The organism is Nocardia sp. CDC519 (assembly GCF_059509835.1).
This window is the reverse complement of sequence record NZ_CM183377.1, coordinates 2886582-2901634: the sequence shown is the minus strand read 5'-3', so window position 1 is coordinate 2901634 and position 15053 is coordinate 2886582. Positions and strand designations below refer to the sequence as shown.

11 protein-coding genes are annotated in these 15053 nt (G+C 68.9%); 6 read left to right on the top strand and 5 right to left on the bottom strand.

Features of this window, described 5'->3' with window-relative positions:
* The first annotated feature begins 300 nt into the window (after positions 1-300).
* Complete coding sequence (locus AC5W7N_RS13055) at positions 301-6498, top strand: non-ribosomal peptide synthetase (RefSeq protein ID WP_495923833.1); 6198 nt, start codon at positions 301-303, stop codon at positions 6496-6498.
* Positions 6499-6823: 325 nt separating this feature from the next.
* On the opposite strand, the gene AC5W7N_RS13050 is transcribed toward AC5W7N_RS13055, so the two are convergent.
* Positions 6824-7549, bottom strand: a complete 726-nt coding sequence (locus tag AC5W7N_RS13050) for an SDR family NAD(P)-dependent oxidoreductase (protein WP_495923832.1) — start codon at positions 7547-7549, stop codon at positions 6824-6826.
* A 159-nt stretch (positions 7550-7708) separates the two neighbouring features.
* Between AC5W7N_RS13050 and AC5W7N_RS13045 the strand changes: the two genes are divergently transcribed.
* Positions 7709-8563, top strand: coding sequence for a helix-turn-helix transcriptional regulator (locus AC5W7N_RS13045; RefSeq protein WP_495923831.1), 855 nt, complete (start codon positions 7709-7711; stop codon positions 8561-8563).
* A gap of 96 nt (positions 8564-8659) precedes the next feature.
* Complete coding sequence (locus tag AC5W7N_RS13040) at positions 8660-9289, top strand: HAD family hydrolase (protein WP_495923829.1); 630 nt, start codon at positions 8660-8662, stop codon at positions 9287-9289.
* A gap of 325 nt (positions 9290-9614) precedes the next feature.
* Here AC5W7N_RS13040 and AC5W7N_RS13035 read toward each other — a convergent pair whose 3' ends face one another.
* Positions 9615-9920 carry a hypothetical protein gene (locus tag AC5W7N_RS13035; protein ID WP_495923827.1) on the bottom strand — a complete coding sequence of 102 codons (306 nt, stop codon included), beginning with the start codon at positions 9918-9920 and terminating at the stop codon, positions 9615-9617.
* A gap of 134 nt (positions 9921-10054) precedes the next feature.
* On the opposite strand from AC5W7N_RS13035, the gene AC5W7N_RS13030 reads away from it, so the two are divergent.
* Together AC5W7N_RS13030 and AC5W7N_RS13025 are read left to right on the top strand one after the other, a co-directional pair.
* Positions 10055-11215, top strand: coding sequence for a helix-turn-helix domain-containing protein (locus tag AC5W7N_RS13030; protein ID WP_495923826.1), 1161 nt, complete (start codon positions 10055-10057; stop codon positions 11213-11215).
* Between the two features lie 118 nt (positions 11216-11333).
* Entirely contained in the window at positions 11334-11912 is a 579-nt protein-coding gene (locus tag AC5W7N_RS13025; RefSeq protein WP_195007082.1) for a class I SAM-dependent methyltransferase, read from the top strand.
* Here the strand turns inward: AC5W7N_RS13025 and AC5W7N_RS13020 are convergent, their stop codons facing one another.
* From AC5W7N_RS13020 to AC5W7N_RS13010, 3 genes are all read right to left on the bottom strand, one after another.
* On the bottom strand, positions 11913-12785 hold the full coding sequence (locus AC5W7N_RS13020) for an LLM class F420-dependent oxidoreductase (protein ID WP_280498831.1): 873 nt from the start codon (positions 12783-12785) through the stop codon (positions 11913-11915).
* A gap of 257 nt (positions 12786-13042) precedes the next feature.
* Positions 13043-13237, bottom strand: a complete 195-nt coding sequence (locus AC5W7N_RS13015) for a hypothetical protein (protein WP_194992065.1) — start codon at positions 13235-13237, stop codon at positions 13043-13045.
* 11 nt (positions 13238-13248) lie between these two features.
* Positions 13249-14310, bottom strand: a complete 1062-nt coding sequence (locus tag AC5W7N_RS13010; RefSeq protein WP_194992064.1) for an SDR family oxidoreductase — start codon at positions 14308-14310, stop codon at positions 13249-13251.
* A gap of 110 nt (positions 14311-14420) precedes the next feature.
* Between AC5W7N_RS13010 and AC5W7N_RS13005 the strand changes: the two genes are divergently transcribed.
* Entirely contained in the window at positions 14421-15035 is a 615-nt protein-coding gene (locus tag AC5W7N_RS13005) for a TetR/AcrR family transcriptional regulator (protein ID WP_163810796.1), read from the top strand.
* The last annotated feature ends 18 nt before the right edge of the window (positions 15036-15053 follow it).

Genomic DNA, 15053 nt, shown 5'->3' with positions numbered 1-15053 from the left:
GCAGTCGGTGCAGATGTGCACCGACTGCCGTCTCGTATCGACGGCTGGTCGATCCGCACCGCGGGGAGACCGAATCCGGCGAAATGCCACCACGATCCCCGGCGACCTCACCCCATTTCACCAGGGGGGACAGCGATTTCGCGGGTGCGTCCACCCCCGATTCCGGCAGCACACGCAACGACGCACCGTGTGCACGCGGGTCGGCGCAGCCGGCTGCCACTGCTCATTTCCCACCCACGGTAACGCCGCAGCAACCGTCCTAGCATGAGCCAGCTCCACGGCGCTTGACAGGACATGAACTTGAGCAGTAGCACCCCGACCAGCCCGCATCCACGAACACGCCGCCGCTCGGCTGGATCGTCGCGCACCCTCGCCACGCTGTTGACCACGGCGGTCGAGCGAGACCCCGACGGCATCGCCGTGGTGAGCGGAGACGTCGCTCTTCGCTACCGCGACGTGGACGAACAATCCACCCGGCTGGCTCGCATGCTGTTGTCCCGGGGAGCCGGCCCGGAGTCGACGGTCGCGATAGTTCTGTCGCGCTCGGTCGAGTCGATCATCGCGGTGTGGGCCGTGGCCAAGACCGGCGCCGCCTTCGTGCCGGTCGACGCGAGCTACCCCGCCCATCGCATCGACTATCTCCTCGACGACTGCGGCGCCGTGCTGGGAATCACCGATCGTTCGGCGCACGACCAACTCCCGGCCGATATCGCCTGGGTGGTCCTCGACGACGCCTCGGCAATGGCCGAGATCGCGGCCCAGTCCACCACCGCTGTGTCCTATCAGGACCGGCCCACTCGCCTCGGCGCCGCCAATATCGCGTATGTCATCTACACCTCCGGATCCACCGGGCAACCCAAGGGCGTCGAGGTCTCCCACAGCGGGCTCGCCGAGCTGTGCGCGGAGCTCACCCAGCGGTACCGCGTCACAGCCGACGCTCGCACACTGCACTTCGCCTCGCCGAGCTTCGACGCCTCCATCCTCGAGCTCCTGCTCGCCGTGGGATCGAGTGCCACCATGGTGATCGCGTCCCCGTCGATCATCGGCGGCAACGAACTGGCAAGCCTCATCGCTACGACCGGCGTCACGCACGCGTTCCTGACGCCCTCCGTCCTGGCCTCCCTCGATCCCGCGGGGCTGGAGTCGCTGCGGGTCGTCGTTGTGGGTGGTGAGCCGTGCCCGGCAGGTCTGGTCCGCGAGTGGGCGGATGCGGGCCGGCAGTTCTACAACGCGTACGGCCCCACCGAGACCACGGTCGTCGCGACCATGAGTGATCCGCTGCTCCCTGGCCGACCCGTGAGCATCGGGTCGGCGATCGGCCGCACCCGCTGCTATGCCCTGGACTCACGACTACGACTGGTGGGCGAAGGCCAGATCGGCGAGCTGTACGTCTCCGGTCCGTCGGTCGCGCGCGGCTACCACGAGCGTCGCGGTCTGACGGCGCAGCGATTCGTCCCGGATCCCTACGGCGCGCCGGGCGAACGGATGTACCGCACCGGTGATCTCGTGCGACGAACAGCCGGGAGCGAATTCGAGTATCTCGGCCGGGTCGACGACCAGATCCAGGTGCGCGGCGCACGCATCGAGTTGGGTGAGATCGACGCGACGCTGACCCGGCTGGACGGAGTCCGGACCGCGGTGACCGTCGATTTCCGCTCGGCGTCCGGTGAGACGATCCTGGCGGCGTTCGTGCAGCCGGAACCTGGCCGTACGCTCGAGGCGGCACAACTGTCGGATGCCTTGACCGAGCTGTTGCCGCGGCATCTGTTGCCGAACGCGATCCACCTGGTCGACACGATTCCGACGACGCCTTCCGGCAAGGCCGACCGAGCGGCATTGCGCGCTGACGCGACTGCCGCCTCCGGCTATCGCGCTCCTTCCGGTGTGGGCGAGGATCTGGTGGCCGACGCCTTCGCCAGGGTGCTCGGCCGGCGCATCGGAGCCGAAACGGACTTCTTCACCGCCGGCGGCAATTCGCTGCTGGCCACCCAGGTCACCGCGGTGTTGACCGATATCTGGGGTGCCAGGATTCCGCCGCGGCTGCTGTTCGACCACCCGACGGTGGCGAGCTTGGCGAAGGCGTTGCGCACCCAGGTGTTCGACGTGTCTCGTCCACCGTTGCGCGCCGCGGCCCGCCCGCAGCGCGTGTCGCTGTCGCCGGCGCAAGTGCGGTTCTGGCTGCGCAACCAGTTCGACACCGACTCGGCGGTCGACAATCTGGGCTTTGCCCTCGCCCTCTCCGGCGAGCTTGATGTCTCGGCGTTGCGGGCGGCATTCGCCGATGTCCTGGCCCGCCACGAATCGCTGCGGACCAGGTATCCCGCCGATGCGGCGGGACCGTTCCAGCAGGTGCTCGACCCGGGTGCGGCCGAAATCGGTCTTCCGGTCACCGCCGTCGCGGCCGCCGCGTCATCGGCAGAGGTCTCCGAACGAGTCCACCAATTGCTGTGGCGCGGCTTCGATGTCGCCGCCGAGGTGCCGGTTCGGGTCGCATTGCTGCGCGCCGACGACGGATACATCCTCGTGTGCGCCATGCACCACATTTGTGCCGACGGATCGTCGTTGGCGCCGCTCGCGCGCGACATCACCGCGGCCTACACCGCACGCTGCGCGGGCACGGCTCCGGCGTGGCGCCCACTGCCGGTCCAGTACGCCGATTACGCGTTGTGGCATCAGGATCTGCTCGGCGGACGGGACGATCCCGATTCACTGCTGGCACGGCAACTGTCGTACTGGACAGCGGAGCTCGACGGCCTGCCCGAGGGCCTCGATCTTCCGATGGACCGTCCACGACCGGCGGTGGCGTCACTGAAAGGTTCGGCTGTGCAGCGCATCGCCGACGCCGAACTGCACCGCGGCTTGGTCACCGTCGCGCGCAAGCATCGCGCGACCGTCTTCATGGTGATGCGCACCGCCCTGGCGGTGATGCTGGCACGGCTGTCCGGGTCGACCGATATCGCGATCGGCGTGCCGATGACCAACCGCGGCGAGTCCGCGCTCGATGACGTGGTGGGGATGTTCGTCAATACCACCGTCTCGCGTACCCGCATCGATCCCGGCGAACGATTCACGGCATTGCTGGACCGCACCCGTGAACGCGACCTGGTCAACTTCGCGCATTCGGATGTGCCGTTCGAACAGGTCGTCGACGCCGTCGGCCCCAACCGGTCGCCCGGTCGCCATCCCCTCTATCAAGTGGGGTTCGCCTTCCAGAACTTCGCCGAAGCCGAACTCGAGCTGTCGGAGGTCCAGTTCTCCGCTTTCGAGGTGGATACGCGAACGTCGAAAACAGATTTGCACATCGCAGTGGTCGACACCCGGGCGGACGACGGAAGCCCCGGCCCCATCGCGGTTCGCTTCACCTATGCGACAGATCTCTTCGACGAGTCGACCGTTCGACGGTTCCTCGACACCTACCTGCATCTGCTGCAGCAGATCGCCGACCGTCCAGGGACGCCGGTGAGCGAGCTCGACATCATCGGCCCCGCCGACCGGCTTTCCCTGCGCGAGTGGTCCTCCGGCGACGCGCGCCGGGTCGGCGCGCACCGACTGACGGCTCCCATCTGGCAACGGGCGCGGCAGACACCGGATGCCGTGGCCGTGATCTGCGGTACGGAATCGGTGACCTACCGGCAGCTCCACGACCGGACGCACCGGCTGGCGCGCTGGTTGATCGGCCATTGTGTCGGGCCGGAGGACATCGTCGCCGTGGCGATGCGCCGCTCGATCGACCAGGTGGTGGCGTTCTGCGCGATCGTCGAGGCGGGCGCGGCCTGGGTACCGATCGACCCCGGACATCCGGCCGAGCGGATCGGGCATGTGCTCGAATCCGCGTCACCGCGTTGCGTGTTGACCACGTCTGCCGACGGCTTCGCCGCACCGGACGGTGTGGCCGCGTACGCCGTCGACGGGCTGGAGTTGTCGTCGCTGAGCGCGGCCCCGATCTCCGATGCCGAGCGCGTGGCCGGCACGCACGGTGAGCAACCCGCGTACGTCATCTACACCTCCGGCTCCACCGGCCGCCCTAAGGGCGTGGTCATCAGCCACACGGCCATCGTCAATCAGCTCGCGTGGATGACCGATCGGTACCGCATCGACCGCACCGACAGTTATCTTCAGAAGACTCCCGCGACGTTCGACGTGTCGTTGTGGGGGTATTTTCTGCCGCTGTGGGCGGGCGCCGAGCTCGTGCTCGCGGAGCCCGAGGACCATCGTGACCCGGCGGCGCTGTGCCGTCTGATCGCGCGGCATCGCTGCACGCTCACCGACTTCGTCCCGTCCATGCTGACGGTGTTCGCAGCGCACGCCGAGCCGGCCGACCTCGCCACACTTCGCGCGGTGTTCGTCATCGGCGAAGCCTTGCCCCCGGAAACCGCACGCGCCTTCGCCGCCCGCTGCCACGCCGAACTGCACAACCTGTACGGGCCGACGGAAGCGGCGGTCAGCATCACCGAACATCAGCTCACCTCGGCCGACCTGGTGGGCGCGCAGGTTCCGATCGGTGTTCCGCAGTGGAACAGTCACGTCCTCGTGCTCGATGGGCGGCTTCGGCCGGTGCCGGTCGGTGTGACGGGTGAGCTCTACTTGGCCGGTGGACAACTCGCCCGCGGGTATCACGCGGCCGCTCAGCTCACCGCCGGCCGATTCGTCGCGCACCCGCTCGGCGAACCCGGTGCGCGCATGTACCGGACCGGGGATCTGGTGCGCTGGAACGCGGGCGGACGGCTGGAGTACCTCGGCCGCACCGACTTCCAGGTCAAGCTGCGCGGCCAGCGCATCGAGCTGGGTGAGATCGAAACGGCGTTGCTCGCCGAGCCCGCGGTAGCACAAGCCGTCGTCACCATGCGCCCCTCCGACGCAGGTGATCGTCTCGTCGCCTACGTCGTCGCCGCGGCCGGCACCGCCATCGACCCCGGTTCGTTGCGCAGCCGGGTGGCGCAACAGCTGCCGATGTATATGGTTCCCGCCGCGATCATGGTGCTCGATGCGTTGCCGACGAATTCCAGCGGCAAACTCGATCGTGCGGCGCTGCCCGAGCCGGTGCTCGCCGTGACCACCTACGCCCGGCCACGGACACCGCTCGAAGAGCAGATCGCTGAGGTTTTCCGGGAGGTGCTCGGCCTCGATGCGCTCGGCGTGGACGACGATTTCTACGAACTCGGTGGCTCATCGCTGCTGGCATTCACTCTGCACCAACGGTTGTCGGCCCGCATCGATCGCAGAGTTCCGATGTCGGCGCTGCTGTCCACCCCGACGGTCGGCGGCCTCGCCGCGCTGCTGGAAGGAAACGCCGAGCCCACACCGATACCCACGCCCACCGTGGACGCCGTCCTCGACGACGATATCGATGCGGCCGGCCGCAGTTCGGTGCGTCCGGGCCCGGTCCGCACCATCCTCGTGACGGGCGCGACCGGCTATCTGGGTGCGCATCTGTTGCGGGAACTGCTCGACCGCACCGAAGCCACCGTCCGCTGCCTGGTTCGCGCACGTGACCGCGACGATGCCGCGGCCAGGATCAGATCGGCGCTACAGCGCTACCGGCTGTGGGAGCACGCCTTCGCCGATCGCATCGTCGCGGTGCCCGGCGATCTCGCCGCCCCGATGCTCGGCCTCACCGAGGCCGAGTTCGACCGGCTCGCCGCGGACGTGGACGTGATCTACCACAACGGTGCGCGGGTCAACCACGTCGAACCGTACAGCCGGCTGCGGGCGGCGAATGTGGAAGGTACCCGGTGGATATTGCGCCTGGCCACCACCGGACGGGTGAAGCCGACGCACTTCGTGTCGACCATCGGCACCGCGGTCTCGGCGACCGCTCCGAGCGATGTCATCGACGAGACGATCCGCCTGCGCGCAGGCGAACTGCCCGACAGCGGCTATATCGCTTCGAAATGGGCTGCCGAGGAACTGGTTCGGCAGGCGATCGCCCGCGGTGTCCCCGCGACCATCTTCCGGCCGAGCACCGTGTGCGGTTCGGCAGCCCATGGCATCAACAACGAATCGGACTCGCTGTGGAGCCTGGTACGCGCGGCGGCGGTGTTGGGCATGGCACCCGAGGTCGCGGATGCGACGGTCTCACTGGTCCCAGTGGACTATGTGGTCGGCGCTATCGTCGCGATCTCGCTGGATGCTCCCTCCCGGCACGTCTATCACCTGGTGAACAAGACGCCGGTGGCCCTCGCCGACGTCTTCGACAGTCTGCTTGATCACGGTGTGCCGATCTCGACCACCGACCTGTCGACCGTCCTCGACGCTCTGGAACGCGAATCGGCGCTGCGCGCAGCCGCCGGGGACCAATCCCTGGTCCGTGCGGCACTGCTGCTATCCAGCGGGCTCGGCCCGACCCGGCACCTCGATTACGGCGATCAGCACACCGTCACGGCGTTGGCGCGCACCGGGATCAGGTGCACGACGGTCGATCGGTCGGTGATCGACACGTTCGTCGAGACGTTCATGGCCACCGGCTACCTGCCTGATCGCGTCGAGACGCCGGTTTGAGGTGCACGGTGACGAACTCGCGGGTTTACCGGCTTCGGTCGCCGTGACGGGGCCCGCCACCTGAGCTCACCTGCGCGAACGGTGATCTCGCGGTCCCGACACCGCCAGATTTTGGCAGTTGATGCATGCTTGCACAGCCTGCACGAGGGGATCGGAGATGGGCACTGGCACGCGGTGCATCCGCGGTTCCACGTGAATCACCACTCCCCCAAGCGGTTTCGCTGCTGCATGAATCGGGTCCGTCCGGCAGCGCCGGATGGGCCCGAACCGCGCGATCGCTTCTGGTCCCCTACCGACATCCCGGCGTGGGGGTTCCAACGATCGACTACCAGGGCAGTGGTCCCTCGCGGTCGAAGTACCCGCCGGTCGGACCGTCCGGGCCGAGGGTGGCCAGCCGGACGATGGCGTCGGTGCCCTCGGTGACGGTCTGGTGCCCGCTGTTGCCGTTCAGGTCGGTGGCGGTGTAGCCGGGGTCAGCGGCATTCACCTGGATGCCGGGCAGGGCTCGGGCGTACTGGGAGGTGATCATGTTGAGGGCGGTTTTGGAGGCCGTGTAACCGAGTCCGGGCATGGTCGATTCCAGCCGGGCCGGGTCGGAGGTGATGGCCAGCGAGCCCATGCCACTGGACACCATGACGATGCGCGGCTGGGCCGAGACTCGCAGCAGCGGCAGGAACGCATGGGTGACCTCGATCGGCCCGAACACATTGGTCTCGAAGACCTCTCGCACATCGGCGGCGACGGTGTCGGCGGGGCCGACCCACGGTCCGCCGATACCGGCATTGTTGATCAGCACATCCAAGTGCGGGGTCTGCTCGGCGACCGACTTCGCCGCCGCGGCGATCGATGCGGCGGAGGTGACATCCAGCGGAACGAAGCAGACATCGTGGCCGGCCGCGGTGAATTCGGCTGCGGCGGCCTGTCCGCGTTCGGTGTCACGGGCGCCGAGGAACACTCGCCACCCCAGTTCGGCCAGCCGCCGGACGGTTTCGCGGCCAAGCCCCTTGTTCGCCCCGGTGACCAGGGCTGTTGTCTTCGTCGTCGCGTTCATGCCTCCAGCGTGATTCGCGGCCGGCGTCGCGGGCAGGACCGCTCGATCCTGGGAGCGGCGGTACCACCCCGGCGTCCGTCGTGCGCCTTCGAATCAGCGCCGGTAGGCAGGGATCAGCAGTACCACCCGATGCCCGGTCCGCTGCGGGATGATCGATGGATGGATCGCTCCGAACTCGCGGCACTGCTGCGCCAGGCCCGCGCCCGGATCCGTCCCGAAGACGTCGGGCTGCCCGCCGGCGCACGCCGACAGGTGTCGGGGCTGCGCCGGGAAGAGGTCGCGCAGCTGGCCGGGATGAGCGTCGATTATGTGGTCCGGCTCGAACAGGGGCGTGGGCCACGGCCCTCCCCGTCGGTGCTGGCGGCGCTGGCGCGAGCGCTGCGGCTCAGCGACGACGACCGCGACCTGCTGTTCCGGCTCGCCGGCAGCGAACCGCCCGGCGCCGACCGGATCGCGATGGTGGTGCGCGCGAGCGTGCTGCGCCTGGTGCTGGACCGGATGGCGGACCTACCGGCGCTGGTGCTCTCGGCCAAAAGCGATGTGCTGGCCTGGAATCCGATGGCCGCGGCGCTGCTCGGCGATTTCTCCCGCTGGCCACCGGCGCGCCGCAACATCATCTGGCAGGCCTTCCTCGGCACCGGACCCAACCGGGTGGTGCTGCCACCCGAAGACATCGACACCATCACCACCACCTGGGTGGCCAGCCTGCACGCCGCCCGCGCCCGCTACCCATCCGATCCCGCGCTCGAACGCCTGATCACCGAACTGCGCACCGGTAGCCCGCACTTCGAACGCCTCTGGGGCGAACGCCGTGCCGGCCACCTCCGCAACAGCCGCAAGACCATCGTTCATCCCGACCTCGGACGCCTCACCTTGGACTGCGACACCCTGCTGGTGCCCGACAGCGACCAAACCGTCGTCGTGTATTCGGCGGCCCCCGGCACCCCCGAGGCCGGGGCGCTCGAGCTGCTGCGGGTCACCGGGACCGAGGAGTTCACGCACCTCCGAGCCTGACCTCGGCCTGCCGGGTGCGCCCACTGCTGGAGGGCGCGTGGCCGACGATGGTGGCCGGGCGCGGGCCGACGCGGTCGCGGTGGATAGGGTCGAGTGGTGACCTGGACCGTCGGCTTCGACCTGGATATGACCCTCATCGACTCGCGGCCCGGTGTCGCGCGGGCGATCGATGTCGTGGCCGCGGAGTACGGGCTGGAATTGCATGGTAGTGCGCTGGCCGAGCGGCTCGGGCCGCCGATGGCGATGATCCTGGCCGACGCGGGTGCGCCAGAGGCGCTGATTCCGGCGCTGGTGAAGCGGTACCGCGAGCTCTACCCCGAGGTCATCGCCGATATTGCGGCCATGGCCGGAGCCGATGCGGCGATTGGTGCGGTGGCCGAGGGCGGTGGGCGCGTGCTCGTCGTGACCGGTAAACACCAGCCGCATGCCGAGCTGCACATCCGTCATCTCGGGTGGCCGATCGACATCGTCGCCGGGGATCTGTGGTCCGACGGTAAGGCGGTGGCCTTGCGGGAGCATGGTGCGCAGATTTTCGTCGGTGACCACGCCGGTGATATGCGTGGAGCCCGCGCGGCCGGTGCGTTCGGGGTGGGCGTTGCCACCGGACCGTGCACCGCCGCGAAGCTCCGCGCCGCGGGCGCCGGCATCGTGCTGGACGATCTGACGGAGTTCCCGGGCTGGCTGGTGGAGTTCGCGGGCGCATCGACCACGCCGAGACATCCCTGACCGGAACGAGCACACACCGCGTGCCGCCAGCGTTTCACTCGACCGGCCCATCGCGAAAGGCGGCCACCGCCGGGTGCCCAGCGCAGGGTCCCCGCGACGTCGGCGGTGCTACTCGCCCGGACCACCGCCAGCGGGTGCAGCCCCTACCACCTAAGTGACCTCACGGGTACCCGATGGGTTGTTTCGGGAGTGATACCGCTGGTCATCGACCTGACTCACTCGTCGTCATCATCGGAACGCCGATCGCGCGCCGGCGGCCACCACACCGCGGCCGCGATCACCGCGAGCGGCAACCCGATGGCGATGCCGAAGCCGACCGCGACGCTCACCACGCCGGCCCGATCACGGTCCAGCGGGCGAACGACAGCCGCGGGCACACTGTTTCGACATCGCACAGATGCATGATCGCGTCGAGGGACAACGGATCGACGTGGTGCGGCGCGGGCAGGATCACCGCATCCACCTCGGCCGCACGCACTTGCTCGACGAGCGGTAGATGAGAGCCTTCCCTCCCCCGCACCAGGATGTAGCCGAGCCGCCGCGCCAATCGCTGCATCTGCGCGGAATCCCACTCCGGTGCGGTGCTGATCTCCGGGTCGATCCACCCGAATGCCGTTGGTTGTGACCTCATGGTCGGTGCCCCTCCTTGGTCGTCGATTCAGATTCGGGACCGGCGAGGGCGGCGAGGGACAGCGAAGGGACAGAGGCGTGTTCGGCGCGCGGACACGCGCGACAGGGTGCGGGGAATCGATCTAGGCTCGAATCATGTGGCAGCACGTGGGGCAAGCCGTAGCCGCGGAACGCAAGATCGCAGGTCTGAGCCAGCGACAACTGGCCGACCGGGCGGCCTACAGCCTGAGCATGGTGAAGGCGGTGGAGCAGGGGCGCGAAGTCGCCTCACCAGGATTCGTCTCCGCCGTCGCTCGGGCCCTGCGGATCATGCCCGAGCAGCTGACCGGTGCGCCATACGACGATGGGAAGCCACTATCGGATGCGATCAACGAGCTGTCGATCCTCCTGGCGCAAGGCCGGTATGCCACAGCCGAGGAACCGCCGGAATTAGGGCAGCTCGAGACCGAATTGACCGCAGCGCAAAACCTTTACCGCAGCGATCGGACGCGCCAGACCCTCGAAGTGCTGCCCGGCATCATCCGCCGCCTACACGGAGCCGTGCGGGAACTGTCCGGGGACCGGCAGACACGCGCCTATTCGCTGCTGACGTCGGCCTACATCCTTGCGGAGTGGTCGACCCGCCGGACCGGTCACCTGATGCTCACGCTGCCCGCGCTGGATCTGGCCGACAGCTATGCGCCACTCGGCGACGATCGGAACTTCGGTGCCTTCGCGGCCCTGGCGAGGGCGAGAGTACTGACACACTACGGTGAATCGCAGGTGGCATCACGGCTCATCGACGACGCCATCAGCGCCGCCGATAACACCACATCGGGCATGGTCCTCGCGGGCTACTCCCATTTGGCGGGGGCGATCAATGAGGCCCGCAAGCTCGATTACTCGGCGGCCACCGACCACATCCAGGCAGCCCGTGAGCTGGCGACCCGGACCGGCGAGACCGATCTCTATATGACGGCTTTCGGTCCACTCAACGTCGAAATACACGCGCACGCCGTCGAATTAGAGGCCGGCGACCCGCACCGCGCCGCACTGGAGGGTGCGCAGTTGACCTACGGCGGAGACGCCCCGCCTACCCGGGTCGCTCATCACTGGCACGACAATGCCCGCGCCTGGCTGATGTCGGGAAAGCCGGACCGCGCCCTCGCCGCGCTCAACAAGGCCCGCGCCGCCGCTCCTCAGCAAACCCGCCTGCACCCCTCGGTCCGCGAGACCGTCTACGCCATCGCCTCCGCCCAGCGCCGCCGGTCCGACAACCTCCTCGGTTTCGCGCACTGGCTCGGGGCCAGTCTGTAGTTCGCACAGGTTCGGAGGACTTCGCACAAGTTGTGGCACCCCAGTTCTCGCCACACCCTGTGCGAAGTCGAAACAATGGCTGGGGGGAGCGGCGGCTCGGGGGACGTAGTGTGGGGGCGTGAGCGCCGATCCGTACTGGAATCACAACACGCATTACCATCCGTGGCTGATCGCGCAGGTGCCGGAGTCCGCTCGTACCGCGCTCGATGTGGGGTGTGGCGACGGGCTGCTGGCGGCGAAGCTCGCCGATCGCTGCGAATCGGTGCTCGGTGTCGATGTGGACGGTGGGATCATCGCCGAGGCCGCGGTTCCGGCGAATGTTCGTCTCGCGCAGGCGGATTTCCGGGAGCTGGACCAGACCTTCGATGTCGTGACGGCGGTGGCGACGCTGCATCATGTGCCGCTGGTCGAAGGGCTCACCGCGCTGCGCGATCTGGTCGCGCCGGGCGGCACGCTGGCCGTGGTCGGGCTGTGGAGGATGAGTATCGGCGCGGACGCCGCGTATCTTCCGCTGCTGCCCGCGATCTGGGCCATCGATAAACGCCACGGCGGCAGCCGGGGGCCGGGTTTCACCTGCCGCGATCCGGAGGACACGCTGCCGGAGATCCGCGCGGCGGCCGCCGACGTGCTGCCGGGCGCGCGGATCCGGCGCAGACTGATGTGGCGTTACACCCTGCTGTGGCGTAAGCCCGCGTGATCAGCGCAGCTGTTCGATCACCGGGGCGAACGCGTCCATGTACGGTTCGAGCACCGTGATGTAGGAGATGCCGTACTGTTCGCGCCGTTCGCGCAGCCGCTGCGCCATCTCGGCCGGGGTCCCGAACAGCAGGGTCGGCAGCTCGTCGGGTGCGTCGCCGGGCAGGACGTGTCCGTATTCGTCCTGCAGGGCGGCGCGTTCGCTGGGCGGCACCACCGCCTGTACCAAGATGTTGAGTTCGACTCCATCGCCGCGCTCCCCCAGCAGCTCTCGCACGTACCGGACCCGTTCGGTAGTGGCTTCCACGCCGGCGAGCGTGAGCGCCCCACCTCCTCCGGACGCCGCACCGGTGAGGCCGACGATGTCGGCCTGGGTGGCGGCAAGCTTCAACAGCCGGTCGCCCCAGCCCGCGATGAGCAGCGGCGGCCCACCCGGCTGCACCGGCCGCGGCTGATACTCGGAATCCGCGAACAGCTTCCGCAGCGTGGCGACGGTGTTCTCGAGGTGGGCAACCCGCTGACCACCGGTGCCGAACGGGATGCCCGCCGCCTCGAACTCGGCCTGCACATAGCCCGCGCCGAGCCCGAGTTCGACGCGCCCGTCGGTGAACTGATCCACGCCGGCCACCTCGCGGGCCAGCAGCACCGGGTTGTAGAAGGGAGTGTTCAGGACGAACGTGTTGAGCCGGACCCGCTCGGTGGCTTCGGCGGCGAGCACGATCGTCGGGAACGGCGCGGGCAGCCCGAGATGATCGGCCACCCCGACCACGTCGTAGCCCTGTGCTTCGGCCCGGCGGCATTTGGCGACCCACGCCTGCCTCGACTCCGGGACCACCATGTTGACACCGAACCGGAACTCACGCTGTGTGCTCACTGCTCTTGTGTACCAGGACCGTCGGTGTGCGCCCGGAACTGGGAGGCCCGAGTCGTTCGCCGCAAAATCTCCCGACGCGGCGACCGCACCCGGCTGAGCCGGCGCGAATCTGCTGACGGTGAACGGCCGGATCGCGTCAGCCGCCGCCGGCGGTCCCCATATCGGCGCAGCGTCGCCCGCCTCCCAGCCCGCCCGCGCCGCCTCTCTGCACAGGACGGCGCGGGCGGACGCAGGACGCCGGGTGCGCGAACCCGCGATCAGCAGGCGACGCAGGCGGCGGCGGCCACGCTCGCGCCCGACAACGCCGCCGCCGACGCGGCGACCCGGCCGGAGCGCCACCATGCGGAGACCCGCCGCGCGGCACCGGTATCGGTGTCCGCGCTATTCCCCTCCCGCCGGCGCAGCCGACGAAGCAATCCGAGCATCGCGACGATCAACGTTGCGGTGATCATGAGCGGACTCCTTACGTGTGAGCAGGTTCGGCCGCACTCGAGCGGGCACCCGAGGGCATCGGCACCATGCCGAGCCGCAGCAGGCTCTCAGCGGTGTCGCGCACCGACTCGCGGACCGGGCGCATGGTCCAGCCGAGTTCACGTCGGGCGCGTTCGGCACTGAGGCGATCGACCTGCCCCAGCGACGGAACCGTGAGCCGCACGGTCTTGTCCACCACGGCGATGGCGCGCACCAGCAGATCGGGCAGTTGACGGGTCGGCACCCGGAAGCCACGCGGGCCGAATTCCTCGGCCAGCAGGCGTCCGAGATCACGCATCCAGAGATGTTCGCCCGCACAGATATAACGTTTGCCCGCCGCCTCGGGCGTTTCCATGGCCAGCCGGTGCGCGACCGCGAGATCCCGCACGTCGACCGTCGCCCACCCCACCCGTGGCGAGCCGGGGACCTGTCGGCCGAGCAGCATCCGCACCGGTTCGTGGGAGGTGCTCGTCGCCGTCGACAGCGCCGGGCCGAGGACCATGCCCGGATTAACGACCGTCAGCTCGGGGCCCTCGGGGTTCCCGGCGGCGAACTCCCAGGCCGCGCGCTCGGCGAGGGTCTTGCTCTTCTGATAGGCGGGACTGCGCTCCACGACGGTCCAGTCGGCCTCGGTGCGCACCGCGTCGGTGCGGTGACCGTGCGCGATGGCGGCGATCGAGGAGGTCAGCACGACCCGTCGCACGGTGCCCGCGGCGGCGGCCGCCCGCAACACCCGCAGTGTGCCGTTCACGGCGGTGTCGATCATTTCCTGTTCGTCGTCCGGCGGTGCGGAGGGGAACGGTGAGGCGACGTGCAGGACGTAGTCGCAACCGGAGACGGCCGCGGCCCAGCCCTCGTCGTGGTCGAGATCGGCGGCGGCGAACTCGATCTCGCCACCGGCCCGCTCGGCGAGTTCGACCAGGTGCTCGCGCTTGCGCGCGTCGGTGAGGCTGCGCACGGTGCCGCGCACCGCGTATCCGTGGTTCAACAATTCGGCGATGACATGCCCGGCGATGAAGCCGGTGGCGCCGGTGACAAGTACTCGTGTGCCCATGATGACAACCCATCGAGAGAAGGAAGGACGCGACGCATCTAAGCGGCGCTCAGATAATCTAAACACTGCCCAGATTGGTTTGTCCAGTGTCATTCGCATACGCTCGGACGGTGACCCGGACCTCGTATCACCACGGCGCCCTGCGTGAGGCCTTGCTCGCGGCCTGCCTGCGGTTGATCGAGACCGAGGGCATCGCGGCGGTGAGCCTGCGCCGGGTGGCCCGTGAGGCGGGGGTGAGTTCCGGTGCGCCCTACCACCATTTCGCCGACCGGGCCGCGCTGCTGGCTGATCTGGCGACCGAGGGATTCCGGAAGCTCGGCAGCGACGTGGCCGCCGCCAGGGACGCGGCGCCTACCCCACTGGCCGGATTGACCGCCATCGCCGACGCCTATGTGCGCTTCGCCCGGGACAACCCCGGTTACTTCCGGCTGATGTTCCGGCCGGAGCTGTCCCAACCCGACAAACACCCCGAGACCAGGGCCGCGGGTGAGGCCGCCTTCGCCGTGCTCGCCGACGCGGTCGCCGAGTGCGTCGGCGCGGGCGAGCTCCCCGCAGACAAGGCCGACACGCTCGCGGTGACGCTGTGGGGCCTCGCGCACGGCCTCGCCTCGCTGTGGCTGGACGGGCAGCTGGAGAAGCGCAGCGCGCTGATGGGCACCACCGCGCCCGAACTGGTCGCCGACATCATGCGCAACGTCAACGCCCTGATCGCTCCCGGCTCCTGAAACAACCGGCTTGCGTCG

What these genes read in the sequence shown, in the direction of transcription:
- AC5W7N_RS13050 (WP_495923832.1), bottom strand. Translation starts at nt 7,549, where the DNA reads ATGAACGCGACGACGAAGACAACAGCCCTGGTCACCGGGGCGAACAAG.
- AC5W7N_RS13030 (WP_495923826.1), top strand. Translation starts at nt 10,055, where the DNA reads ATGTGGCAGCACGTGGGGCAAGCCGTAGCCGCGGAACGCAAGATCGCA.
- AC5W7N_RS13010 (WP_194992064.1), bottom strand. Translation starts at nt 14,310, where the DNA reads ATGGGCACACGAGTACTTGTCACCGGCGCCACCGGCTTCATCGCCGGG.
- AC5W7N_RS13045 (WP_495923831.1), top strand. Translation starts at nt 7,709, where the DNA reads ATGGATCGCTCCGAACTCGCGGCACTGCTGCGCCAGGCCCGCGCCCGG.
- AC5W7N_RS13035 (WP_495923827.1), bottom strand. Translation starts at nt 9,920, where the DNA reads ATGAGGTCACAACCAACGGCATTCGGGTGGATCGACCCGGAGATCAGC.
- AC5W7N_RS13015 (WP_194992065.1), bottom strand. Translation starts at nt 13,237, where the DNA reads ATGATCACCGCAACGTTGATCGTCGCGATGCTCGGATTGCTTCGTCGG.